The sequence below is a fragment of the Dehalococcoidia bacterium genome (genome assembly GCA_035310145.1).
Taxonomy (GTDB): Bacteria; Chloroflexota; Dehalococcoidia; order CAUJGQ01; family CAUJGQ01; genus CALFMN01.
In genome coordinates this window covers 72,181-94,388 of the sequence record DATGEL010000104.1, presented here as the reverse complement: position 1 = coordinate 94,388, position 22,208 = coordinate 72,181, and the positions used below count along the sequence as shown (strand labels likewise).

The following is a 22,208-nucleotide window of genomic DNA, read 5'->3' as shown; positions in this document are numbered from 1 at the left end:
CGCGTGCCCGCGCCGCTTCAGGCTCTGCCCCACCAGTGCGGCGCCCGCGGTGCGAGGCCTGGTGCAGCAACAAGCTCCGGCGCCTGCGTGAACAGCGCCGGCGCGCCGCCCGTGTGCAGAAAGACGACCGTCCTCTCCGCGCCGATGCGGCCCGTGCGCACGTAGTCGATCAAGAGCGCCATCGCCTTGCCGGTGTAGACCGGATCGAGCAGCACGCCTTCTGTGCGCGCGAGCAGGCGGATCGCCTCCGCGCCGCCGGGCGTGAGCACGCCGTAGCCCTTGCCCAGGTAGCCGGTGAGCAGGTGGAAGGGCGCCACCGGCTGCTCGCTCGGCAGGCCGAGCAGTGCCGCGCCCTCGGCGTAGACCTGGCGCGTGCGCCCTTCCAGCTCGTCGTTGGCCGGATCGTCCACGTTCACGGCCAGGATCTCGAAGCGCGGTTTGAACAGCGCCGCGCCCAATAACAGCCCGGCGTGCGTGCCGCCGGAGCCGGAGGCGCAGACCAGATAATCGGGCTCGACGCCGCGCGCCGCGAGTTGGTCGATCAGTTCCTGCAGCGCCAGCGCGTAGCCGAGCGCGCCCAGGCCGATCGAGCCGCCGGAGGGGAAGGCGTACGGTTTGCCGCCGCGGGCGCGCACCTGCGCCGCAAGCTCGGGCAGCAGCGCGTTGCGGTTGGGCACGCGGCTCGATGAGGCGAAGCAGACCTCGGCGCCGAAGAGCTGATCGAGCAGCAGGTTGCCCTGCAGCGCCGGCGCCTCGTCCTTCGCGCCGAGCAGCAGCAGGCACTTGAGACCGAGCCGTGCGGCCGCGGCTGCGGTCATGCGGCAGTGGTTGGAGTCAGCCGCGCCGGTGGTGATTATGGTGTCCGCGCCCTGCGCCAGCGCCTCGGCCAGCAGCAGCTCGAGCTTGCGCGCCTTGTTGCCGCCCAGCGCCAGGCCGCTGAGATCGTCGCGCTTGAGCAGGATGCGCGGCCCGCCGAGTGCCGCCGATAGGCGCGGCGCCTCGTCGAGCGGGGTGGGCACCTGCGCCAGCGGCACGCGGGCGAAGTCGTGCAAATGCATGACGGTTGCCATTCCCTCCGGCTCCCGCGGCCGCACGCGCCGGCGCCGCGCCGCGAGCCAAGTCTACCGTCCGGCCGCGCGGGGCGTACAGCGCCGCGGACCGCGACGGCTGGTGTACGCTGTGCAAACGAAACCGCACCGGCGGCACTGCCCGCGCATGGAGAGGAGCCGAGATGGCCGAAGGCGCGATGAACGAGTTCCCGCTCATCCTCGACGGCCATGAGGACTTTTTGACGCAGATGAGCGGCTATCAGGATGTCGCCGGTGGCCAGGGCCTCACCGTCGCGCCCGAAAAGGCGCCGCGCCGCCGCGACTTTCTCGCCGAGAGCAGCGATGGCCACGTCGATCTGCCGCGGGCGCGCAAGGGCGGCATCGGCGCCGCCTTCGCCTCGATCTGGATGCGCGACGAGGACGCCGAGCGTGATGCCCGCGGCACTGCCGCCGTGCAGATCGACGATCTGCTGCACACGATCGACCGTGCGGACGGCCAGGTGCGGCTGATCCGTTCCGCCGCCGACCTCGACGCCTGCCTTGCCGGCGAGGCGTTCGGCGCGATCCTGCACTTCGAGGGCGCGGATCAGGTCAGCGAGGACCTGCGCGAGCTGCGCTGGTACTACGAGGCGGGGCTGCGCTCGCTCGGCATCACCTGGAGCCGCTCGACGGTGTTCGGCCACGGCGTGCGCTCGGCCCGCGCCCAGCCGCCGGAGACGGGGCTGACCGAGGCCGGCAAGCACCTGGTGGCCGAGTGCAACCGGCTGGGCATCGTGGTCGACGTCTCGCATCTCAACGAGGCCGGTTTCTGGGACGTGGCGGCGATCTCCACGAAGCCGTTCATCGCCACACACTCGGACGCCTTCGCCGTCTCGCCGCACGTGCGCAACCTGACGGACGAGCAGATCAAGGCGCTGGCGCGGGCCGGCGGCTGCATCGGCATCAACCTGGCGAACAGCTTCATCCGGCCCGATCGCGGCCGCGACAGCTCGACCTCGCTGGCGATGGTGGCCGCGCACGTGGACCATATCGTCGGCCTGGTGGGCGACGCGCACGTGGCGATCGGCACCGACTTCGACGGCACCGACGTGCCCGACGTGCTGGCCGACGCCACGCGCCTGCCGCTGCTGCTGCGCGAATTGAAACGGCGCGAGTACAGCGACGACGCGCTGGAGCGGATCACCCACGGCAACTTCGCCCGTGTGCTGGGCGAGGTCTGGCGCTAGAAGCGGCTGGCAAGCTACGGTTTCCCGAGCGAGCGCGGCGATCGGACGGCGCGGAGGGCCGTGATTCTGCGATTCAGTGCGGCAGGAGCGTTGCGAGATGGAAGCGGGTGAAGAGCCGAACAAGGTCGGCAAACGGTATGTGTGCCCGGTGTGCGGCTCGGAGTTCATCGTGACGAAGGCAGGCACGGGCCAGATCCGGCCGCTGTGCTGCCACGCGCAGGTGATGGCGCCGAAGTGATCGGTTCGCGGCGGAGCGGGCGATGGCACAGTCGATTCCTGAACTGAAGCAGCGGGTGGAAGCCGTCGATCTCTGGCCGGAGAGCACGAACGACGACCGCTGCGACAACTGTCGCTTCTACAAGCTGCTGCGCGAGGGCATCGGCTACTGCGCCCATCGCGAGGTGGACATGGTGGTGGGCGGTCCCTGGTGGTGCAAGCTCTGGCAGCCGGACCGCGCCACAGAGCAGGCGCGGGCGCGAGCGTAGCGCCACCGTGGCGCCTGACCCAGATGCCGCAAGCGGCATCGGTCCCTTCCTGAAGCGGGTAAGGGGCTCCTGCAGCGTTCCTCGGTATGCGCCACGCGAGCGCAGGCTGGGTGTCCTCGCCGGACGCGCGGAGCACTTCACTCCGTGCTCTCCGCGAAGACACCAAACCCCGTTCCCCTCGTTCAGTGATTGGAACGCTCCAGAAGTCCCTTCCGGTGTCGGGAATGGACGGGTTTCGCCTGCGAAACCAGGGTGAGGCGCCCCGCTTACCGCGATCAGTCTGCGGCGTCTTCGCGCGGCGCCTCCAGCGGCGGGCGGTTGTCGAGGCTTTGCCAGAGCAGCAGCAAGGCGGCGCTGCGATGCGGCCGCCACGGCTCCGCGATCGTTTCCAGCTCCGCTGGTGTGGGCAGCGCCGGCAGGCGGTAGTGGCGCATCACCGCGTTGCGGATGCCGAGGTCGCCGGTGGAGAGCACGTCGGGGCGGGCCAGCGAAAAGAGCAGGATCATCTCCGCCGTCCAGCGGCCGATGCCTCGCACGCGCGTGAGCTGGGCGGCGACGGCATCATCATCGAGTCCCGGCAGCGCCGCGAGATCGAGCGTCCCTTCTACCACCGCCTCGGCGAGAGCGCGGACGTAGCGCGCCTTGGCGTTGGAGAGGCCGGCGCCGCGCAGGATCTCGTGGTCGGTGCGCAGCACGGCCTCGGGCGTCATGTCGCCAGTGGGCGCCACCGCCTCGTGCAGGCGGCGCATGATCGTCGCCGCCGCCTTGCCGGAGAGCTGCTGGCTGACGATCGCCTCGACCAGGTCGTGGAAGAGGCCGTGCTCGGGCCGCGGCGCGCGTGGCTGGAACTGTTCCAGCAGCGCCGCGAGCACGGGGTCCGCCGCGGCCAGGTGGGCGAAGGCTGCGTCGAGGTCGAGGGCAGCAAAACGGGGCATTGCAGGTACTCCAGCAGCAAGCTGCACGTCGGGAGGGCGCTCATTCCTCATTCGATGTAGTTTAGCACTGCTGTTCGCTTCGACGCGCGTTGACAGTGTCGTGGTGCGGGGCTATTGTCCCGATACCCCGTTCCCGCCGCCAACGCGGCGGTTTGGAGCGAAACGCCATGGTGACGGTCGATCCGCGCATCAACTTCGCCCCCTCAAGCTTCGATCCGGCCCGCGACCTGCCGCCCGGCTTCATGGACTTCCTCACGCCGCTGCACCGCGATCTGACGCCGCGCCAGCAGGCGCTGGTGCGGCAGCGCGCCGAGGTGCTGGCCGAAGCGCACGCCGGCCGGTTGCCGGCGTATCTGCCCCCCTCGGATGCGACGCGCGGCGACTGGCGCATCGAGCTGCCGGCGTGGAGCCTCGACCAGCGTAACCAGATGACCGGCCCCGCCGACGAAGCCGAGCTGGTGGTGAAGATGCTCAACTCCGGCGCGCCGGCGGTGATGCTGGACCTCGAAGACTCGATGGCCAACACCTGGCCGCACCTGCTGACCGGTGTCCAAAACATCCGCCGGGCGCTGCGCGGCGAGCTGACCTACGAGGACCAGAAGCGCGGGCGCGCGGTCGGCATCGAGCCGAGCGGCACCGTGATCTTCACCCGCGCCCGCGGTCTGCACCTGAACCAGGGCGGCGTCTTCTCCGGCGAGCTGATGGCGGCGGCGCTGCTGGACGTGGCGCTGGTCTGCTACCAGGCCGAGCCGGCTGCCCTGCGCCATCCGCTCTGCTTCTACATTCCCAAGTCGGAGTCCGCTCAAGAGGCGCTGTGGTGGCGCGACCTGTTCGACGCGATCGAGGAGGCGCGCGGCTGGCCGCGGGGCTGGATCCGCTGCATGGCGCTGGTGGAGGCGCACCCGCTCGCCTTCCAGATGGAGGAGTTCATCTACAACCTGCGCGGGCACATCATCGGCCTGAACCTGGGCCGCTGGGACTACATGGCCAGCCTGATCCACTTCAACCTCAACGATCCGGCCTGGGTGCTGCCCGACCGCAACACGATTCCGCACGACGTGCCCTTCTTCCAGAACCTGCGCACGCTGCTGCCGGAGATCTGCCACAAGCGCGGCATCTTCGCGATCGGCGGCATGACCGCGCTCTACCCCAGCCGCACGGACGCCGACCTGAACGCCCGCGCCCTGCGCGTGCTGGCGGAGGACAAGCACAACGAGGCCGCCTGCCTGATGGACGGCGCCTGGACGGGCCACCCGGACCAGAACGCGATCGCCGTGCAGCAGTTCCCGGCGCCGAACCAGTTGCAGGCGCGCCGGCCCGACGCCGACCTGCACCCGGACCTGCGGCCGCTGCCGACCGGCGTGGGGCGGCACTCGCTGCAGGGCACGCGGGCGGCGGTGCGCACGGTGATTCGCTACCGGCACGGCGTGCTGAGCGGGCGCGGCGCCAGCCTGCTGGATGGCTACATGGAGGACCTGGCCACGGATCGCATCTACCGGTTGATGCTCGCGCAGCGCGCGCAGCACCACGAGGTGGTGACGATCATGGACGACGCGGACCTGCCGCTCGTGCACACGCCGGTGCTGATCACACGCCTGTTCGACGAGGAGCTGACGAAGATCCTTGCGGAACTCCCGGCCGGCACGCCGGAAGACGAGCGTGCCCGCTACCGCGAGGCGCGGCGGCAGAGCGAAGCGATGATCGTAGCCGGGCGGCACGACCCGGTCTGATTCAGAACGGCGGCTGGCGGAGGGGGTGGGATTCGAACCCACGGCGGCGCGAAACCGCGACGGTTTTCAAGACCGTTGCCTTAAACCACTCGGCCACCCCTCCAGCGGCCCGATGCGCGCATGGCGCGCTTGCGCCGTACCATCGTACCGCTCCCGGCCTGTTGGCCCAACGGACAGCCGGCGGACCGGCCACGATTGGCCGGTCCGCCGGCCGTGCCGGATCAATGGCCGTTACGGTAACAGGTTGGCCAGGTCGTGCACGAAACTGTGCGCCTTCGGGCTGCCGAAGCCGGTGGCGAGGTCGTAACCGGGCGTGACCGCCATGCCGGCGATGCCGCTGCCGAACTCCGCGTTGTCCGCCAGCGTGACGGCGCCGGGGCCAAACGTCTGCGGCACGATGTCGGTGAAGTCGCCCGCCGGGAGCTGGTAGATCAGCGGGTTGAGATAGCCGACGTGGGCCTTGTGCGCCGCGTCGGCTAGCTGGTTGGCGAGCGCGACGAGCGCCGCGAGTTGCGGCGAGGCGGCGCTCGTGCCGCCGACGATGTGCCAGCCGACCCGCACGGTGGGGAAGCTCGTGTACACCAGCACGCCGCCGTCCACCGCCGCGTTCCAGGAGAGGTCCGGCAGGCCGCGGCGCCCCTGCAACAGGCTCTGGGCGATGCCGCTCTGGAAGGCGGGCGTGGAGAACAGCACGCTGCGGCCGCCGCCGCCGGCCGCCGGCAGGAACGGCTCATCCCACACGGCCTCGGTGCGGCTGCCGGGGGTGGTAAGGAAGCTCAGGCTGGTGGGGCTGGTTGGATTCCACGTCCAGCCGTACTGCAGCCAGGTGCCGCCCGCGGAGGTGACCATCGGGTCCGACGAGGGCCAGTTGACCGTCGGGAAGGGGAAGACGCGGCCCTGCTTGTCGCCGTTGGCCGTGCCGCTGTCGCCGCTGGAGCCAAGCACCGTGACGCGGTTCGCCGCGGCCCGCTGGTAGACCTGGCCCAGCAGTTGCACCTGCTCTGCGGCCGCGGCGTGGAAAGACTGCTCGGTCACGGCGAAGCTCTGGCTCAGCACCGCGCCGGGGAAGCGGCCGACCGCGATCTGCTCGCCCTTAAAGATGCCGGGGAAGCCCTGCACGCCCTGTGTCTCGGCCGGGTTGGCCGCGACCAGCACCAGGTGGGCGTCGGGTGCGATCGCGTGCGCCCACTGCAGGTCGAGGCTCGTCTCGAAGGCCCAGCCGGCCGGCGAACCGTTCACGGAGTTGTTGAACGGCGGCGTGCCGTCCGGATAGATGAACTCGATCTGCGTGCGCGGCAGCCCGAAGGTGTCGCTGAACACGTCGAGATCGTGCTGCGCGGTGGGGCTGCCATACGAATCGACGATCACGATCGTCTGGCCCTTGCCCGTGGTGCCCTCCGCGTGCAGTGCGTCCACGCCGTAGGCGGCGAAGATCTGCGACGGCGTGTAGCAGTGAAACGAGACGGAATGGACGACGGGGGCGGGCGTCGTGCAGGCGTAGGCCGGCCCCGCGGCGCCGGTCAGGTCGAGGTCGCTGTCGGGCGCCACTTCGGCCAGCGGGGCGAACTGCAGCCCGGCCGAGGCCGGCCGCCAGGCGGCAGCCGTGCTCAGCAGCGCCAGGGAAACGGCGCACAGCGCGAGGATGCGCCCGCGCCGCCAGTGCCAGGACATGAAACCACCTCCACGTGCAGTGTTGGGCAATATAACGCGGCGCGAGCGAGATTGTTACGAAACGGCGGCAGCCTGGCCAGCCGCGCCATGGCAGCCGGCAGCAACGAGCGCGGGGCCCGCGCGGTGGGAAGGCGGGGCGTGCCGCGGCAGCGGGCGGCTCACGCCCTTATGCAAGGCGACGGCGAATCAGCCAAGACTGCCGCCAATCCTCTTGCTTGCAATGTTGTTACTGCATTACACTGGCTGCAATATAAACGTTGCGGTGCGGTAACGTGACGCTTCACTACGACGCCCAGGGCCGGCGCTACATCGGCGAGCGCATCGCCGTGCCGGCGGAGGTCTTCGCCACGGTGCAGCAGGAGCTGGTGCGTAGCGGCGCCATCCCCGCCGACCGCGCCGAAACACTGCTGCTCAACGAGCTGGTCTGGAAATACGACCGCCGCGCCGTGGCCGTGGCGTAGCCCGTCTGCGAGTAGCACTGAACCTGCGCGGGTACCCCCGGGCGGACTCGAACCACCGACACGCGGTTTAGGAAACCGCTGCTCTATCCACTGAGCTACGGGGGCAGGGACGGCGTCCGGCGCCGTTCACCAAGTATAGCGGATGGCGACGCTTCAGCCCGTGGCGGCGGGCTGCGCCGCCGGCAGCGGCTTCAGCTTGCCGACCGCCGCGGCCGCACCGGCGTAGCTCCTGGCGGCAAGCAGGGCGTCCAGCTCGGCGGCGACGCGGGCGAAGATGCCGGTGCCCTCCTGCATGTAGGCCGTGCCGAGCTGCACGGCGCTGGCGCCGGCCAGCAAGAACTCGAACACGTCGCGGCCCGTGTAGGCGCCGCCCACGCCGATGATCGGAATCGCGCCGCCGGTGAGCGTGTGGAAGGCGCGTACGTTTGCCAGCGCCACCGGCTTGATGTATTCGCCGCCGAGGCCGCCGAAGCCGCCGCGCGGATGGATCACCGGCGTCTCGCTCTCGGCGTCGATCACCAGCGCGTTGCCCACCGAGTTGATCAGCGTGAGGAAATCCACGCCGCTGCGGCGCACGATCGCCGCCATGCGCTCGTGGTGCACCGGGTCAAAGTAGGGCGGCAGCTTCACGCCCAGCGGCCGCCGGCAGACGGCGCGCACCGCCGCCAGCACCTCCTCTGAATGCCCGAAGTCGTAGCCCACCTGCGGCTCGCCGGCGATGTTGGGGCAAGACAGGTTGACTTCGATCAGGTCGAAGCCCGCCTCCGAAGTCGCCCGCACGATCGTCACGTAGTCGTCCAAGGAGAAGCCGGCGATGCTGGCGACCACCGGCTTGCCGAACTCGCGCAGGCGCGGCAGCAGGCGGCAGTATGCGAGATAGCCCAGGTTCGGCAGACCCATCGAGTTGATCGATCCGAGCGGCAAGTCGGCGTAGCGCGGCTCGGCGTTGCCGGCGCGCGGCTCGCGCGTCATCGACTTGGTGACCACGGCGCCGGCGTCCGACTGCGCCAGCGCCGTGAGCTGCGCCAGTGTCGTGCAGTTCGGGCCGGAAGCGTTCATCAGCAGCAACGCGAGGCGCACACCGCCGATCTCGGCCGCAAGCTCGGGCATCGCGCTCCTCCCGCCGTCTCGTACCAACGAACAGCGTAGCAAATCGCCGCCGCGCGGGCCGGGCGCTTACGTCCTGCGCCGCGAATCGACTCACCGCGGGACGAAGGCGATCGGCACTCTCACGCGGCCCTGAACTCGACGATCGCCAGCGGCCCCGCCGGGTGCACCGCGGCCAGCTTCAGGCCGGCTTCCGCGCCGAGGGCGGCAAGCTCGGCCACGCCGCGCTCCTTGCCGCCGAAGAAGGCGAGCATGCGCAGGTCCATCGCCGTCTGCAGCGACTTTCCGTCCGCGCCGATCTTCTCCAGCACGAAGACCTTGCCCGCCGCACCCGCCGCCTCGGCGCAGCGCCGCAGAATGGCGAGCGCCGCCGCGTCGGGCCAGTCGTGCAGGATCGCCGAGAGCAGATAGCCGTCCGCCCCCGCCGGCAGGGGCTCGAAGAAGCTGCCGCCGACGGCATCGCCCCGCGCTTGCAGGCCCGCCGCCGCCAGCGCCGCGCGCGCCGTCGTGGCCGTGGCCGGCAGATCGAAGACCGTGCCGCGCAGCGCCGGGTGTGCCTGCAGCAGGGCGATCAGCATCGCGCCGTTGCCGCCGCCCACATCCACCAGGCGCCCGAGCGCGCCCCAGTCGTAGGCGCCGACCACGTCGCGCGCCCAGGCCGCGGCATCGACGCCCATCTGCGCGTCGAAGGAGGCGGAACGGGCGGGATTCGCCGCCAGGTCGTCCCAGAACGAGCGGCCGAACTGCAAGGGAAACGCCGACTCTCCCGTGCGGATGCTGTGCGACAGGCAGGCAAACGCCAGGTCCGCGTGGCCGACCGCGCCCTCGATGTCCAGCCGCTCGCGCAGGCCGGATGGATGATCGTCGCGCAGCGCCTCGCCCAGCGGCGTCACCCCGTACTCACGGGCGTCCCCGTGACTCAGCACCCCGGCCGTGACCAGATGGCGCAGCAGGCGCTCGAACGCGTCGGCGTCGGCGCCCGCCGCGGCGGCCAGCGCGGGCGCCGTGTTCGTGCCCTGCGCGATCCGATCGGCGATGCGCAGCGTGGCCGCCACGCGCAGGGCCATCGGCGTCACAAGGTCCGCCAGCTCCCAGAGGCTTCGCTCGCCCGGCACACCATCCTCCGATCCCGACGTTGCGGGGCACACCACAACGTCGAATGGTCTCACCTACGGGCGGACTGGCGCAGCGCCGTCGGTGCGACACTGCCGTCCACGGCGCAGCAGACGGCGGGGGGTTGGTTTGAGCGCAATTCAACCGGCCGGTCACGAAAATAGGGCCGCATCCGCAATGGCGGAAACGACCCCAATCGACGTGACTCCCGCGGTGAACAGCTCGGTGGAGATAGGGGGATTCGAACCCCCGACCTCTGCGATGCGAACGCAGCGCTCTCCCAGTTGAGCTATATCCCCATGCGCCGCGGCCCGATGCCGCCCGAAGATCGTAGCAGCGGCCGCAAAACGGTGTCAAGGAAAGTCGTGTCTCAAGGAACGGGCGCGGCCAGTGGCTCGGCCAGCAGGTCGTAGGGCATGGCGCCGGTGATGCGCACGGGCACGCGGCTGCCCGGCTCAAGCTCGCCGTGCACCAGCACCACGCCGTCCACCTCCGGCGCGTCGCGGGAGCCGCGGCCGACGGAGATCACCTCGCCGCCGTCCTGCTGCCGCTGCGCTGCCTCGATCAGCACCGTCATCTCGCTGCCGACCAGCGCCTTGTGCTTCTCGTGCGAGATGCCCTGCTGCTGGGCCATCAGCTCGTCGCGGCGGCGCCTTTTCACCCGCTCGGCGATCTGCCCGGGCATGGCGGCGGCGGGGGTGCCCTCCTGCGGCGAGTAGGTGAAGACGCCGACGTGGTCGAAGCGCGCCTCCTCGACGAACGCCTGCAGCTCGGCAAACTCGGCCCGCGTCTCGCCGGGAAAGCCGACGATCAGCGAGGTGCGCAGCGCAATTTCGGGCATCGCCGCGCGCAGCTCGGCCAGCGTGCGGCGCACCATCACCATGTTGCTCGGCCGCTGCATGCGGCGCAGCAGGGCGACGCTGCCGTGCTGCAGAGGCATGTCGAGATAGGGCACGACGGTCGGCAGCTCGGCCATCGCCCGGATCAGCGGCTCGCGCACGCGGCCGGGATAGGCGTACATGATGCGCAGCCAAGGCTGCTCGGGCAGCGATTCCGCCAGCAGGCGCAGCAGATCGGCGAGGCCGTCGCGCCGGCCCAGGTCTTCGCCCCAGGCCGTGCTGTCCTGCGCCACCAGCACCAGCTCGCGCGCCCCTTCCGCCACCAGCCGCCGCGCCTCGGCCACGATCGCGCCGGCGCCGAGGCTGGTGAAGCGGCCCTTGATCTTCGGGATGATGCAGAAGGTGCAGGGCGCGTCGCAGCCGTCGGAGATCTTCAGATAGGCGCTGGTGCGGTGGCGCATGGGCGATGCGGTCAGGGGGATGTCCCACGGCGCCGCGGCTTCGCCCTCGGCCAGCGCCGCCACCTGCTGCCACTGCTCGACGCCGAAGACGTGATCGACCTCCGGGATCTCCCGCGCGACCTCGTCGCCGTAGAGCTGCGTCATACAGCCGGCGGCGATCAGCCGCTGGCCCGGTTTCTTGATCGCGGCCAGCCGCAGGATCGTGTCCACCGATTCCTCTTTGGAGGCGTCGATGAAGCCGCAGGTGTTAACGATCAGCAGATCGGCGTCGGAGGGCCGTGGCGTGGGTACGTGGCGGCGGGCCAGCAGCAGCCGCTCCAGCCGCTCGGAGTCGACCGTGTTCTTGGGGCAGCCCAGGGTGACAAGGTGATAGCGCACGCGTTCGTCCGTTCTCTGCTGCCGATCAGCGTACCGTGCGGGGCGTCGCCGTGGCACGGGGCGTCGCCGTGGCACGGGGCGTGGCGCCCGGCTGCGGCGTCGGCGTGGCAGCGGCCGCGGCGCCGTTGACGATCAGGGAGATGGCGGAGTTGGTGGTGATCGCGGTGCCGGGCGAGGGATCCTGGCGCAGCACGGCATCAGGGGCCGCGGCGGCATTGGCGCTGCTTACTCCGACCACCAGCGGCGTCACCCCGGCCTGCTGCAACTGCGCGAGCGCCTCTTGTCGAGTCTTGCCGACCAGGTTCGGCATCTTGCCGGCGCTGCGCGGCGGCGCCGTCGGGCTGGCGGCGGGCTGGTTGCCGCCGGCGGGCCGGGAGGCGCTGGGCCGGTTGGCGCTGCCGCCTGGCGCGGACGCGCCGCCGGCGCGCGAGGCGATCAGGGCGATCAGCAACATAGCCACGACGGCGACGACCACCGCGAGAAGGGCGGGTGCGGCGGAAGTCTGCCCGCCACGCGGACCGGCGCCGCGCGAGAGCGGGCCGGGCGCCGCGCCGCCGCGCGAGCCGAACGGCCGGCGAATGCCGGAGCGATCCGACGGGCCGCGCGTGCGCAGCGGCCCCGTGCGCCGCTCGAACTCGCTGCGCCCGGTTTCGGGCGCTGGCTCCGGCCGTGCCGGCTGCTGATCGGCGTTCCCCGGCCAGAGGTCGGCCATCTCGTCCGGGTCGAGGCCGAGGTACTGGCTGTAGTTGCGCAGGAAGCCACGCGCGAAAACAGGAGCCGGAAAGACGCTGAAGTCCTCGTCTTCGAGCCCCTGCAGGTAGCGGCGGGCGATGTGCGTCACCCGCTCGGCTTCCTCCAGGGAGACGCCGCGCGCCGCGCGCGTTTGCTGGAGGATCGCTCCCAGGCCGGTCATCCGCGCTCCGGACTCGGTACTGGACCGGGCGCCGTGGATCAGGCCTGCGGCGCCTTGGCCGCGTTGAGCTTGCGCATCAGCCGCGACTTGCGTCGCGCGGCGTTGTTCTTGTGAATGATGCCCTTCTGCGCTGCCTTGTCCAGGGCGCGCAGGGCGAGGTGCACCGTCGTCTCCGCATCGGCCATCTCGCCGCCGGCGATCTGCCGTTCCGCGCGGTGGACGTAGGTCTTGATCGTGCTGGTTGCGGCACGGTTGCGCAGGCGGCGCTTCAGCGCCTGCCGCATGCGTTTTGCCGCCGATCGCGTGTTCGGCAAGGTCGCTCCCCCACTGCCGCGCTGCCCGCGGGCCGCCCAGCGGCGCGCAGCGTGCAGCCGCAGCCCGTTCACTTTACCCGACAATTGCAGCAATCATACGAAGCGGCATCGGCTGTGTCCAGCGAGCGCGAACGGCGCCATCAGGCTCGCCGAAGGCGCGTTGACGCGGCGCTCCGGCGGGCGTAGCGTCGGGACGGGGCAATGGCCCGGCGGAGGCGGCGATGCGCATCGTGCTGATCGGTCAGCAGGCGTTCGGCGAGAGCGTGCTCACGCGGCTGCGCGAGGCGGGGCACGACGTCGCCGGCGTCTGCGCCCCGGCGACGAAAGAGGGCGCCCGCCCCGATCCGCTGCGCGCCGCCGCCGAGGCCGCCGGCCTGCCCGTGCTGGAGACGCGACGCCTGCGCCGCCCCGAGGTCTTCGAGCAGTACGCGGCGCTGAAACCGGACCTCAACGTGATGGCCTTCGTCACCGACATCATCCGCGAGAACGTGCTGACGCTGCCGGCGCAGGGCACGATCCAGTATCACCCTTCGCTACTGCCCCGTCACCGCGGCATCTCCTCGATCAACTGGGCGATCATCCAGGGCGACGCCGTGACCGGCCTGACCGTCTTCTGGGTCGATGCCGGCATCGACACCGGGCCGATCCTGTTGCAGAAGGAGGTCCCGGTCGGACCAGACGACACGGTCGGCTCGATCTACTTCAACAAGCTCTTCCCGATCGGCGTGGACGCGATGGTCGAGGCGATCGACCTGGTGAAGGCCGGCACGGCGCCGAAGATCGTGCAGGACGAGAGCAAGGCGACCTACGAGCCGCCCTGCAGCGAAGAGCATACGCGGATCGACTGGCAGGCGCCGGCAGACACGACCTACAACCTGATTCGTGGCAGCAACCCGCAGCCCGGCGCCGTCACCAGCCTGGGCGGCGCCAGGCTTAAGCTGTTCGACGTGGAGCGCGTGCCCGGAGCAGGCGGCGCGCCCGGCTCCGTGCTGGCGGTGGAAGACGCGGGCGTGCTCGTAGCCATGCGCGAGGGCGCGGTGCGGCTCAAGCGCGTGACGCCGGAGGGCCAGGGCAAGATCGCGGCGGCGGACTGGGCGCGGGCCACGGGCCTTGCGCCCGGCGCCCGACTGGGCGGGTAGTCCAATGGCGCCGCACACCTGCCACGTCTGTTCAACCGTCATCGATGAAGGCGCCGGCGTGCCCTGCACCTCCTGCGACGGCTGGTTTCATCTGCCGCTGAACACCAGCACCGCCGGCGCCGTTTGCGGCCGGCGCACACTCAATTACACCGCCGAGGGCGCCTGCGGCGTGCTCTACGTCTGCGCTCCCTGCGAGGCGCGGCTGGCCAGGCAGTACGGCACGACGGGCGTGGCAGAACGCTGAACGCCGCCCCGCTCAGTAGTTGATGCGGCGGCGCAGGCCGTCGGCCTTGACCACGGTGATGCGCTGCCGCCCGAGCGTGATCAGCCCGGACTCCTGGAAGCGGCGCAGGCACTGGTTTACGCTCTCGCGCGTGGCGCCCACCATCGAGCCGAGCTCCGCCTGGCTCAGGTTCAGCTCGATGCGCCGGCCCTCCGGCGTGTCGGCGCCGTGGGAGTCGGCCAGCTCCAGCAGCCGCTTGGCGATGCGCGCGTCCAGGTTGAGGAAGACGATGTCGGCGACATCGCTGGTCAGCCGGCGGATCTGGGCCGCGAGCACGCTGAAGATCTGGCGCGAGACGCTGGGAAAGCGATCGATGATCGCGAAGAAGTCGTCGCGATTGAGGTTGAGCGTCAGCGTCTGCTCCATCGCCACGATGTCGGCCGAGCGCGGCATGTCGTCGAACAGCGCCAGCTCGCCGAAGAACTCGCTCGGCCCCAGCACTGCCAGCAGCGCCTCCTGCCCCTGCTCCGAGACGGAGACGACCTTCACCCGGCCCGATTCGATCACGCAGAGCGCACGGCCAGGGTCGCCCTCGTGGAAGATCACCTCGCCGTTGTTGAAACGGCGGCGCCGAACCTTGCCCGCGATCGCCTCGATCACGGCGGGCGGAAGGTTGGCGAAGAGGGGGACAGCCGTCAACGCGCGGACGGTGTGATCGCTCTGCACTGCGGTGCTGCTCCTCGGCGGCGGGCGCCGCTGCGCCTCGTGTCTCAAGCGGGCGCTGCCGCGTCCTGCTCGCTGGCTTACTCTACACGGCGCGGGCCGGCTCTGTCAGGTCCGTGTGGCGCGAGCGCAACGTTTCGGCCGCGTTGACCGTGCCGCGGCTGTGCCGCTAGCATGGCCGGCAACTGCGCCTACACGGTGAGCGATGCAGCCCGATGCGACGATCGTGGCCGCCGGCCCGACGAGCAGTGCGGTCGTCGCGGTCGCACCGCGGCCGCGGCTGTGGTCGGTTTCGCTGGCGCTGCTGTTCGGCGTCGTCCACCTCTACTTCCTCAGCTTCGCGCTCTACTTCGCCGCCCTGCCTTTGTACGTGAAGGGCGCGCCGCGCTGGCAGATCGGCCTGGTGGTAGGGGTGCCGTTCATCGCGTCGATGCTGTTGCGCCTGCACACCGGGCGCATCGTCGATCGCCTCGGCCGCCGCCGGTTGCTGGCTGCGGGCGCGGCGGGCTGCGCCCTCGCCTCGCTGCTGCAGGCCGTCAGCGCCGATGTCTGGTATCTCTCGGCGGTGCGGGCGCTGTACGGCATCACGGCCGCCTTCTTGACGACCGCAATCATGGCCTCGCTCGCCGACGTGCTGCCGGCGCCGCGGCGCGGCGAAGGCATGGGCTGGTATGGTGTCGTCTACACCAGCACCAGCCTCTACGGCCCGGCGCTTGGTCTCTGGCTGGCGCAGGCGTTCGGCTACGGCGCCTTCTTCGGCGCCGGTGTCCTGCTCAACCTCGGCTGCCTCGGCCTGGCGCTGCTGCTCCCGGAGACGCAGACGGCGCAACATCGTGCCGCGCCGCGCGGCAAGCTGTTCAGCCCGAGCGCCCGCCTGACGATGCTGACGTTCCTCTCGCTCACGATCCCGGCCGGCGCAGTCACCGCCTTCCTCGCCCTCTACGAGAAACAGCGCCACGCCGGCGATCCGGGCGTGTTCTTCGCGCTGTACGGCGTCACGCTGCTGCTGGGGCGGATCGGCGGCGGCTGGGTTGCCGATCGCTGGTCGCGGCGGGCGGCGATCGTGCCCGGCCTGCTGGTCACGGGCGGCGCGATGCTGCTGTTGAGCGCGGCACACAGCGCCGCCGCCTTCTATCTCGCCGCCTTGCTCTACGGCGCTGGCTTCGCCTTCGGCCATACCGGCCTGACGATCCTGACGATGGACCGGGCGCCCGAGGCCGAACGCGGGGCGGCGATGGCGACGCTCACGGGCGCCTGGGACGTAGGCACGGTGCTGGGCGCCTTCGTGCTGGGCTTTCTCGCGGACGCCGGCGGCTATGCGGCGCTGTTCGCGCTCGTCGGGTTGCTACCGCCGGCGCAGCTTGTGGTCTTTCTCGTCTGCCTGCGCCGCGATCGGCGGGCGGCGCCTGAGTCGGGTGACAGGTTCCTGGTGACAGGGTACAGGTAAGGGAACAGGGAACAGGGAACAGTGGTTTCGGCGACGTCAGCCGCGGGCAGCGGCGGGAGCCGGCTCGCCCTGACCCGCGGGAGTATCCCGGGAGTGTAGCTGTAGCGCCGCACGCTCCTGCAGCTCTTGCAAGCGAGCGGCCGCCTCCAGCGGCGAGATGCGCAGCACGTCGAGCGCCGCCAGCTCCGTCAGCAGCGCGTCGGCGTCGGTGCTCCGCTTCCCTGTTCCCTGTTCCCGGTCCCCTCCAAGTTCCCTGTTCCCTCGCAACAGCTCCTCGGCGCGGGCGGCGACCAGCGGCGGGATGCCGGCCAGCCGCGCTACGTGCACGCCGTAGCTGCGGTCGCTGCCGCCCGGCCGCACCCGATGCAGGAAGACGAGGCGGCCCGCCTCCTCGATCGCCGCGACGTTGAACGGGCGCAGCCGCGGCAGGGTGCGCTCGAGCAAGGCCAGCTCGTGGAAATGCGTGGCGAACAGGGTGCGGGCGCCGACGTAGTGGTGCAAATACTCGACCACCGCCTGCGCGATTGCCATGCCGTCCTGCGTGCCGGTGCCGCGGCCGACCTCGTCCAGCAGCACCAGGCTGCGGCGCGTGGCGTGACGCAGGATCGTCGCCGTCTCGATCATCTCGACCAGAAAGGTGCTCTGGCCGGCGCTGATGTCGTCCTGGGCGCCGATGCGGGTGAAGATGCGATCGACGACGCCGATACGCGCCGCCGCGGCCGGCACAAAGCTGCCGATCTGCGCCAGCACCGTGCAGAGCGCGATCTGGCGCAGGTACGTCGATTTGCCGGCCATGTTCGGCCCGGTGATCAGCGCGATCTGGCAGCCGTCGTCGCCGGCATCGAGGGCGCAGTCGTTGGGAATGAACTCGCCCGGCGGCAGCCGCTCCTCGACCACGGGGTGACGGCCGCCGTTGATCTCCAGCCGCAGCGACTCGTCCAGTGCGGGCCGTGTCCAGCCGTGCGCCACGGCCGTCTCGGCCAGCGCGAGATAGACATCGAGCTGCGCCAGGGCGCCCGCCGTGCGCAGCAGGCGTGTGCGCTGCCCGGCGAGCTCGCGCAGCAGCCCGGCGAACAACTCCTGTTCGAGCGCCGCCGCGTTCTCTTCGGAGTGCAGGATCTGGCTCTCGCACTCGCGCAGCTCTGGCGTGGTGAAGCGCTCCGCGTTGGCGAGCGTCTGCTTGTGCCGGTATTCCTTCGGCACGTGCGCCAGGTTCGGCCGCGTGACCTCGATGTAATAGCCGAAGACCTTGGTGTAGCCGACCTTGAGCGAGCGGATGCCGCTGCGTTCGCGCTCGCGCCGCTCCAGCTCCAGCAGCGTGCGCTGGGCGCCGTCCACGGAGCCGAGCAGCCCGTCCAGCCGTTCGTCGTAGCCGCGGCGGATCAGCCGGCCGTCCGCGTCCGCCACGCCGCGCTCGATCATCGCCACGGCTTCAGGCACGCCGTCCAGCTCGGCAGCAACGGGGGCGAGTGCGGCCAGCGGCGTCAGTTCCTCGCGCAGGGCCGGGGCGCGCCGCAGCACGGCGGCGAGGCCGTGCAGGTCACGGGCGCCGGCTGTGCCTTCGCAGACGCGCCCGGTGAGCCGCTCGACGTCCGCCAGCCGGTCGAGCGGGCCGCCGAGCCGGCGGCGGCGGGGCGCGTCGCTCACCAGCGCGGCCACGGCGTCGAGCCTCGCCTGGATCTCGGTCACGTCGAGCAGCGGCTGGCCGAGCACCCGACGCAGCAGCCGCCCGCCCATCGCCGTGCGCGTGCGATCGAGCACGGCGGCGAGACCGCCGCGGGCGGCGCCGCTGCGGGCGCTACGCAGCAGGTCTAAATTGCGTCGGCTCTGCGGATCCAGCGCCAGGTAACGTGCGGCGGTGTAGGTGCGGAAGCCGTCCAGCAGACCGAGCAGGTCGGGGTTGGTCTGCTGCAGGTAGGCGACGATCGCGCCGGCCGCGCCGGCAACCGCGGGCGCCCCGGCGCAGCCGAAGGCTTCGAGCGACGCGACCTTGAGCGCGCGCTTCAGCGTCTCGGCCGCGGCCTCTGGCTCGAACAGACGCGCTTCGAGCCGCGTGGCCGTGCCGGCGTGCGGCAGCCCTTCGCCCATCGCCAGCAGGCACTCGGCCGGCGCCACGCGCGCCAGCTCCGCCTCCAGCGCGGCCTCGGCCCGCTCGCCCGCGAACTGCGTGGCGGCGAACTCGCCCGTGGTCACGTCGACATACGCAAGGGCGAGCGTCTCTTCGTGGCGGCAGACGGCGGCGAGGTAGCTGTTTTCACCGGGCCGCAGCAGATCCGGTTGCGAGATCGTGCCCGGCGTGACGATGCGCACGACGCCGCGGTCGATGATGCCGCGGCCGGGTTCGGAGAGCTGCTCACAGACGGCGACCTTGAAGCCGCGCGCCAGCAGCCGCGCCAGGTAGCCGTTCAGCGCGTGATGGGGAATACCCGCCAGCGGCACCCGCACGCCGCGCCCGAATTCGCGCGAGGTGAGCGTGATGTGCAGCGCTTCGGCCACGCGCTGGGCGTCGTCGTCGAACGTCTCGTAGAAGTCGCCCAGGCGATAGAGCAGGATCGTGTCGGGCGGACACTCCGCCTTGATCTCGAGGTATTGGCGCCGCGCCGGTGTGAGCCGCGCGTCGGCAACAGGGGAAAAAGCCTGGGACACTGCCGTTTCCTGCGCCGCCCGGCTGTTATGTCCGGCGGTCGGGCCATTCTAGCACGGCGCTCGGCCCTCACCTCATTTCACATACCCCTCTCCCAATCCCGGGCGAGTGGCGATCGGGCGGAGCACGGCTCGGACGGCGTCGGGTTAACCGTTAACAGGTTGGAACGCTTCAACCTGGATCGTCTCCTTCTCCCAGGATTGGGAGAAGGAGACCGGAGAAGATGAGGGCCGTGCCCCCCGCCCCGCCGTATCATGGTGCTTGAACGGTGGAGGTGCGCGATGAGCGAGTCCGTTCCCCTGCTGCAGAACTACATCGGTGGGCGCTGGCAGCCCGCCAAATCCGGCGCCACATTCGAGAACCGCAACCCAGCCACCGGCGCCGTGCTGCACGAGGTCGCCGGTTCCGGCGCCGCGGACGTGGCCGAAGCCGCCGCCGCCGCCGAAGCGGCCTACCCGAAGTGGCGCGCCATGCCGGCGCCCAAACGTGGCGAGATCCTCTTCCGCGTGGCCGAGCTGCTGCGCGATCGCAAACAGCAGCTCGCCCGTGAGCTGTGCGACGAGATGGGCAAGGTCATGCCCGAATCGCTCGGCGACGTGCAGGAAGGCATCGACATGACCTTCTACATGGCGGGCGAGGGCCGGCGCCAGTTTGGCGAGACGGTGCCCTCGGAGCTGCCGAACAAGTGGGCGATGTCGGTGCGCATGCCCGTCGGCGTGATCGGCGCGATTACGCCCTGGAACTTTCCGATGGCGATCCCGACCTGGAAGCTGATGCCGGCGCTGATCAGCGGCAACACGGCCGTGTTCAAGCCGTCCGAGTACTCGCCGCGCAGCGCCTGGAACCTGGTGAAGCTCTTTGAAGAGGCCGGGCTGCCGCCCGGCGTGCTCAACGTCGTCTTCGGCCAGGGCGCGGAGCCGGGCGCCGCGGTGGTAGACGATCCGCGCATCCGCCTGATCTCCTTCACCGGCTCGAACGCCGTCGGCACGGGCGTCGGCAAGCGCTGCGGCGAGCTGGGCAAGTCCTGCCATTTAGAGATGGGCGGCAAGAACGCGATCATCATCATGGACGACGCCGACCTGGAGCTGGCGCTGGAAGGGGTGGTCTGGAGCGCCTTCGGGACGAGTGGCCAGCGCTGCACCGCGGCCAGCCGCGTGATCGTGCACCGCAGGGTCGAAGGGCAGTTCGCCGAGATGCTGGTCAAGCGGGCGCAGGGGCTGCGGCTGGGTCCCGGCTGGGAGGCGAGCACCGACGTCGGCCCGGTAATCAATCCGACCCAGCTCAAGAAGATCGAGTCATACATGCCCGTGGGCGTGAGCGAGGGCGCCCGCATCGCCACCGGCGGCCACGAGGCGCACCCGCAGGGCTTCGCCGGCGGCTACTTCTTCGAGCCGACCGTCTTCACCGGCGCCCGCGGCTCGATGCGCATCGCGCAGGAGGAGATCTTCGGCCCGGTGACGACGCTGATCGCCGTCGATTCGCTGGACGAGGCGATCGAGGTCAACAACAACGTGCCCTACGGCCTCTCCAGCGCGATCTACACGCGCGACGTGAACCAGGCGTTCCGGGCGATGGAGCGGCTGACCACCGGCATCGTCTACGTCAACGCCGGCACGATCGGCGCCGAGATTCAACTGCCCTTCGGCGGCACGCGCGGCACGGGCAACGGCCACCGCGAGGCCGGCCGCGCCGCGCTCGACACCTACACCGAGTGGAAGACGATCTACGTGGACTACAGTGGGCGCCTGCAGCGGGCGCAGATCGACACCAACTGATGGCCGCGCTGCCGGAGGCGGTCGATCTGGTGGTGGTCGGCGGCGGCATCGTCGGCGCCAGCGTCGCCTACTTCGCCCGCAAGGCGGGCATCGAGCGCGTGGCGCTGATCGATCGCGGGCTGTTCGGCTCGGGTTCCAGCGCGCGCGCCGCCGGCGGCATCCGCCAGCAGTTTTCCACGGAAGTCAACGTGCGGCTCTCGCAGCAGAGCCTCGCCTTCTACCACCGTTTCGAGGCCGAGCTGGGCATCGACGCTGGATTCCGCCAGAGCGGCTATCTCTTCCTGCTGACCGACGGCCGCGCCTGGAAGGCGTTCCAGCGCCAAGCGATCATGCAGCGCGACCTGGGCGTGCCGGCGCAACTGCTGGACCGCGCCGGCGCGCAGAAGCTGGTGCCGCAGCTCGCGGTCGGCGACGTGCTCGGCGCCACCTACTGCCCGACCGACGGCTTCGCCGATCCCGGCTCGGCCGTGGAAGGCTTCGTCGCCGGCGCGCGGGCTGCGGGCGTCGTTTGCCGCGACGAGACGTCGGTGACGGGCATCGAGCTGAGCGGGGGGCGCGTCGCGGCGGTGCAGACGGCGGCGGGCAGCGTGCGCACACCGATCGTCGTCAACTGCGCGGGCGCCTTCGCCGCCGTGATCGGCCGCATGGTGGGGCTGGAGCTGCCGGTGCTGCCCTACCGGCGGCAGATCTTCGTCACCGACCCGTTCGAGGGCCTGCCCGCGGAGATGCCGCTGACCGTCGATTTCGGCACCAAGTTCTACTGCCGGCGCGAGGGCCGTGCGGTGCTGCTGGGCATGGACGACCCGACCGAGCCGAGCGGCGAGGACACGGCGACCACCGTGGCCTTCCTGGAACGGCTGATCGAGGCGGCCACGCGGCGCGTCCCCGCCCTGGCCGAGGCGGCGATCCGCACGGGTTGGGGCGGGCTGTACGAGGTGACACCCGACCACAACCCGCTGATCGGCGAGACGAGCGTCCCCGGCTTCTGGTGCGCCTGCGGCTTTTCCGGCCACGGCTTCATGCACGCGCCGGCCGCGGGCATGGTGATCGCCAGCCTGCTGACGACCGGCCGCTCCGATCCCGACGTGAGCGAGCTGGCGCCGGATCGCTTCGCCCGTGGCGCCGCCATCCGCGAGACGGCGGTGATCTGAAGGCAGCCGCGCGGGGCGCCGGTATCGCATTTCCCTCGTCTCGCCCGCAAAACCAGCCCCTTCCCTGCAAACGCGTGATGCAGATTGCAGGGCTATTTCACCAGGGTTGCAAAGGCGAGGTTGGGGCGGTGCAGGCGCTGATTGAGCCGGCTGCCGAGGTTGTGCGCCACCAGCCTGGCCGCCGGCCGAGCCCGCGGCCTCCAGCACGTGCGCGCCTGTAGATACTCCGGGCCGAAGTCACCCTTCAAGCTGTCTGAAGATCGACCATGAACCTTCCTCTTTTGCATCACGCGTCACCGGGGAAGGGTGGGTTCGAGGACAACCGACAGCTCCAGCCCCCTTTCCTCGTAGGAATGGGACAGCCGAGCCAGAGCGGGGCGGGCATAGGCGCGACGCGCCTTGCTACACTGCTGGCGTGATGGAG

20 protein-coding genes and 3 tRNA genes are annotated in these 22,208 nt (G+C 70.8%); 10 read left to right on the top strand and 13 right to left on the bottom strand.

All coding sequences use genetic code 11. From position 1 onward, the window contains the following. Positions 1-17: 17 nt before the first annotated feature. Positions 18-1,070: a D-cysteine desulfhydrase family protein gene (locus tag VKV26_19860; protein HLZ72166.1), complete on the bottom strand. Its 1,053-nt coding sequence runs from the start codon at positions 1,068-1,070 to the stop codon at positions 18-20. Between the two features lie 161 nt (positions 1,071-1,231). Here VKV26_19860 and VKV26_19855 point away from each other — a divergent pair, with 161 nt between their 5' ends. The 3 genes from VKV26_19855 (at position 1,232) to VKV26_19845 (ending at position 2,760) form a co-directional block, all read left to right on the top strand. Beyond that, positions 1,232-2,275, top strand: a complete 1,044-nt coding sequence (locus tag VKV26_19855; protein HLZ72165.1) for a dipeptidase — start codon at positions 1,232-1,234, stop codon at positions 2,273-2,275. Between the two features lie 97 nt (positions 2,276-2,372). Further along, complete coding sequence (locus VKV26_19850) at positions 2,373-2,513, top strand: hypothetical protein (protein ID HLZ72164.1); 141 nt, start codon at positions 2,373-2,375, stop codon at positions 2,511-2,513. Between the two features lie 22 nt (positions 2,514-2,535). Then, complete coding sequence (locus VKV26_19845; GenBank protein HLZ72163.1) at positions 2,536-2,760, top strand: hypothetical protein; 225 nt, start codon at positions 2,536-2,538, stop codon at positions 2,758-2,760. 275 nt (positions 2,761-3,035) lie between these two features. On the opposite strand, the gene VKV26_19840 is transcribed toward VKV26_19845, so the two are convergent. Then, positions 3,036-3,695 (bottom strand): DNA-3-methyladenine glycosylase, encoded by a 660-nt coding sequence (locus VKV26_19840; protein ID HLZ72162.1) that lies wholly within the window; start codon positions 3,693-3,695, stop codon positions 3,036-3,038. A gap of 167 nt (positions 3,696-3,862) precedes the next feature. Between VKV26_19840 and VKV26_19835 the strand changes: the two genes are divergently transcribed. Continuing rightward, positions 3,863-5,425, top strand: a complete 1,563-nt coding sequence (locus tag VKV26_19835; GenBank protein HLZ72161.1) for a hypothetical protein — start codon at positions 3,863-3,865, stop codon at positions 5,423-5,425. Positions 5,426-5,439: 14 nt separating this feature from the next. Here the strand turns inward: VKV26_19835 and VKV26_19830 are convergent. Beyond that, a tRNA-Ser gene (locus VKV26_19830) sits at positions 5,440-5,528 on the bottom strand. Between the two features lie 128 nt (positions 5,529-5,656). Further along, positions 5,657-7,096 carry a S53 family peptidase gene (locus VKV26_19825; GenBank protein ID HLZ72160.1) on the bottom strand — a complete coding sequence of 480 codons (1,440 nt, stop codon included), beginning with the start codon at positions 7,094-7,096 and terminating at the stop codon, positions 5,657-5,659. A 272-nt stretch (positions 7,097-7,368) separates the two neighbouring features. Here VKV26_19825 and VKV26_19820 point away from each other — a divergent pair, with 272 nt between their 5' ends. Then, positions 7,369-7,557: a hypothetical protein gene (locus tag VKV26_19820; GenBank protein ID HLZ72159.1), complete on the top strand. Its 189-nt coding sequence runs from the start codon at positions 7,369-7,371 to the stop codon at positions 7,555-7,557. Positions 7,558-7,589: 32 nt separating this feature from the next. On the opposite strand, the gene VKV26_19815 is transcribed toward VKV26_19820, so the two are convergent. The 7 genes from VKV26_19815 to rpsT form a co-directional block, all read right to left on the bottom strand. After that, positions 7,590-7,662: transfer RNA gene (locus VKV26_19815), tRNA-Arg, on the bottom strand. Between the two features lie 48 nt (positions 7,663-7,710). After that, complete coding sequence (locus tag VKV26_19810) at positions 7,711-8,667, bottom strand: dihydroorotate oxidase (protein ID HLZ72158.1); 957 nt, start codon at positions 8,665-8,667, stop codon at positions 7,711-7,713. 119 nt (positions 8,668-8,786) lie between these two features. After that, positions 8,787-9,731, bottom strand: a complete 945-nt coding sequence (locus VKV26_19805) for a methyltransferase (protein ID HLZ72157.1) — start codon at positions 9,729-9,731, stop codon at positions 8,787-8,789. 272 nt (positions 9,732-10,003) lie between these two features. Further along, positions 10,004-10,076, bottom strand: a tRNA-Ala gene (locus VKV26_19800). A 71-nt stretch (positions 10,077-10,147) separates the two neighbouring features. Continuing rightward, positions 10,148-11,455: a 30S ribosomal protein S12 methylthiotransferase RimO gene (rimO, locus tag VKV26_19795; protein ID HLZ72156.1), complete on the bottom strand. Its 1,308-nt coding sequence runs from the start codon at positions 11,453-11,455 to the stop codon at positions 10,148-10,150. A gap of 25 nt (positions 11,456-11,480) precedes the next feature. Next, positions 11,481-12,368 (bottom strand): helix-turn-helix domain-containing protein, encoded by an 888-nt coding sequence (locus VKV26_19790; GenBank protein ID HLZ72155.1) that lies wholly within the window; start codon positions 12,366-12,368, stop codon positions 11,481-11,483. Between the two features lie 38 nt (positions 12,369-12,406). Beyond that, positions 12,407-12,682, bottom strand: a complete 276-nt coding sequence (gene rpsT, locus VKV26_19785) for a 30S ribosomal protein S20 (protein ID HLZ72154.1) — start codon at positions 12,680-12,682, stop codon at positions 12,407-12,409. A 221-nt stretch (positions 12,683-12,903) separates the two neighbouring features. On the opposite strand from rpsT, the gene VKV26_19780 reads away from it, so the two are divergent. After that, positions 12,904-13,821 (top strand): methionyl-tRNA formyltransferase, encoded by a 918-nt coding sequence (locus tag VKV26_19780; GenBank protein ID HLZ72153.1) that lies wholly within the window; start codon positions 12,904-12,906, stop codon positions 13,819-13,821. A gap of 4 nt (positions 13,822-13,825) precedes the next feature. After that, positions 13,826-14,065 carry a hypothetical protein gene (locus tag VKV26_19775; protein ID HLZ72152.1) on the top strand — a complete coding sequence of 80 codons (240 nt, stop codon included), beginning with the start codon at positions 13,826-13,828 and terminating at the stop codon, positions 14,063-14,065. A gap of 12 nt (positions 14,066-14,077) precedes the next feature. On the opposite strand, the gene VKV26_19770 is transcribed toward VKV26_19775, so the two are convergent. After that, positions 14,078-14,770, bottom strand: coding sequence for a Crp/Fnr family transcriptional regulator (locus VKV26_19770; protein ID HLZ72151.1), 693 nt, complete (start codon positions 14,768-14,770; stop codon positions 14,078-14,080). A gap of 202 nt (positions 14,771-14,972) precedes the next feature. Here VKV26_19770 and VKV26_19765 point away from each other — a divergent pair, with 202 nt between their 5' ends. Then, positions 14,973-16,214: an MFS transporter gene (locus VKV26_19765; protein HLZ72150.1), complete on the top strand. Its 1,242-nt coding sequence runs from the start codon at positions 14,973-14,975 to the stop codon at positions 16,212-16,214. Between the two features lie 36 nt (positions 16,215-16,250). On the opposite strand, the gene mutS is transcribed toward VKV26_19765, so the two are convergent. Then, positions 16,251-18,860 carry a DNA mismatch repair protein MutS gene (gene mutS / locus VKV26_19760; protein ID HLZ72149.1) on the bottom strand — a complete coding sequence of 870 codons (2,610 nt, stop codon included), beginning with the start codon at positions 18,858-18,860 and terminating at the stop codon, positions 16,251-16,253. 279 nt (positions 18,861-19,139) lie between these two features. Here mutS and VKV26_19755 point away from each other — a divergent pair, with 279 nt between their 5' ends. Both VKV26_19755 and VKV26_19750 read left to right on the top strand, forming a co-directional pair. Beyond that, complete coding sequence (locus VKV26_19755) at positions 19,140-20,633, top strand: aldehyde dehydrogenase family protein (protein ID HLZ72148.1); 1,494 nt, start codon at positions 19,140-19,142, stop codon at positions 20,631-20,633. Continuing rightward, positions 20,633-21,784: an FAD-binding oxidoreductase gene (locus VKV26_19750; GenBank protein ID HLZ72147.1), complete on the top strand. Its 1,152-nt coding sequence runs from the start codon at positions 20,633-20,635 to the stop codon at positions 21,782-21,784. The genes VKV26_19755 and VKV26_19750 overlap by 1 nt, the downstream gene beginning before the upstream one ends. The last annotated feature ends 424 nt before the right edge of the window (positions 21,785-22,208 follow it).